Origin of the sequence: Nocardiopsis sp. MG754419 (genome assembly GCF_018207095.1) — a bacterium.
Classification (GTDB): Bacteria; Actinomycetota; Actinomycetes; order Streptosporangiales; family Streptosporangiaceae; genus Nocardiopsis.
Genome location: NZ_QOCZ01000289.1, coordinates 1 through 1,930, shown reverse-complemented (window position 1 = coordinate 1,930; position 1,930 = coordinate 1). Strand labels below are relative to the sequence as shown.

1 protein-coding gene is annotated in these 1,930 nt (G+C 70.4%); it reads right to left on the bottom strand.

The annotated features are described in order from the left end of the window. Positions 1–225: 225 nt before the first annotated feature. Positions 226–1,930: ABC transporter substrate-binding protein (locus DSY14_RS27680; protein ID WP_249188573.1), on the bottom strand; the 1,705-nt coding region annotated here is incomplete at its 5' end.

Genomic DNA, 1,930 nt, shown 5'->3' with positions numbered 1-1,930 from the left:
GGTGACTCCGGTGGCGGCGGTGACAGTGGTGGTGACGGTGGCGGGGGCGGCGGTGGCGACTGACGAGGAGACCCCCGCGCGTCCCGGCCCGTGGCCGGCCCGGTCACGGTCGGGCGGGTGCGCGCGGCGGGGAGCGTGAGGAACGCACACGAGGGCCCGGCCGGGACACACGTTCCGGCCGGGCCCTCGTCGTTGCGGTGCTCTAGCGGCGCCGGCTCCCTGAGATCAACGCCAGGACCCCTCGGCGAGGTTCTCGTGACCGAACAGGGCACTCACGCCCGGCGGCTCCACGTCCGCGGAGTAGACCGTGTGCGTGGGGGCACTGGCGATCGGCACGGCCGGTAGGGCCTCCATGATCCGCACGTTGACGTCCTGGTACTCCGCGGCGCGGTCGGACGGGTCGGGCAGGGACGCGGCCTCGTCCACGGCGTCGAACAGGTCCTCGTCCCGGAACCCGAACTGCGGCTCGTGGTCGGCGAAGTGCGGGCCCACGAAGTTGTGGGCCTCGTTGAAGTCTCCCGTCCAGCCGAGCAGGTACAGCGCACAGTCCCCCTGGTAGACCCGGGCGACGTAGTCGGTCCACTCGTAGGCGACCATCTCCGTCGACACCCCCGCGTCGGCGAGGTCCGCGCCGATCGTCGTGGCGATCTCCTGCGGGTCGGGCATGTAGGAGCGGCTGGTGTCGTCGGGATAGCACAGCACGATGTCGTCGTCGGGCAGGTCGACGTCCTCCAGGAGTGCGGTCGCCAGGTCGGGGTCGTGGTCGTAGGTGGGCACGTCCGAGGACCATCCGTCCACGGTCGAGGGCACGAACTGGGTGGCGACCTCGCTGCCGGGAGGGAACGCGGTGTCGACGATGCTCTGTCGGTCGATGGCGTGGGCCAGCGCCTGCCGCGCCTTCGGGTCCTCGAGTGCCTCGTGGGCCTCCTGTTGCACTCCGAGGTACAGGAGGTTGAAGGGGGCGCTGTCGGGCAGTTGGAACCCGTCGCCGGTCAGGGAGGCGACGTCCTCGACGGCCACCTGGTCGTAGCCGTCGATGTCGCCGGCCGCCAGGGCGTGGTGGCGATCGGTCCGGTCGTCGATGGCGCGCAGGATCACGCTCTCGAACCCCGCGGGTCCGGCCCAGTGATCGTCGAACCGTTCCAGGGTGAGTTCCTGCAGGTCCTGGTCCCACTCGCCGAGAGTGAACGGACCCGTGCCGGCGAGAGTTCCGGTCGTTCGGCTGTACTCGGGGAAGTCGTCGGGGCCGTTGCCGGTGAAGGTCGCGCCGGAGATCTCCTCCACGGTCGACGGGCTCATGATGCCGAAGGAGGCGAGGGTGAAGGCTCCCGGGAACTGGGGCGACTGCGCGGCGAGGGTGATGACGGTGGTGCGGTCGTCGGTGGCCTCGCAGGACACGAAGTCGGAGTCGGGCAGGTCGTCGCTCTCGTTCTCGGCGAACCCGCCGAACATCGCCTGCCAGTAGTAGGAGTAGGTGCTGTCCTGGAAGTCGCCGGTGAGGTGGTGCCAGCGGTCGAAGTTGGCGCACACGGCCTCGGCGTCGAGGTCGTCGCCGTCGTGGAAACGCACGTCCTCACGCAGGTGGAACGTCCACTCCGTGCCGTCCTCCGAGTGTTCCCACTCTTCGGCCAGACCACCGACGATGGTGGCCTCGGAGTCGTGGCGCAGCAGGGTCTCGAACACCTGACGGCTCGCGCGCAGCGACTCCTGTTCCGTGGCGAGGAACGGATCGAGGGTGCGGACCTCGGCGGTGGTCCCGAAGATGAAGGGTTCCTCGGAGTCCCTGACCGCGGCCGGGGCGTCGTTCGGCGGGGGCTCCGCGATCGCGTCACCACCGCGGAGCAACAGCCACCCCGTCAGACCGCCGAGCAGCAGCAGTGCCGAACCGGCGGCGGCGAGCGCGATCACTGCGCCACGACGGGAACGGGTG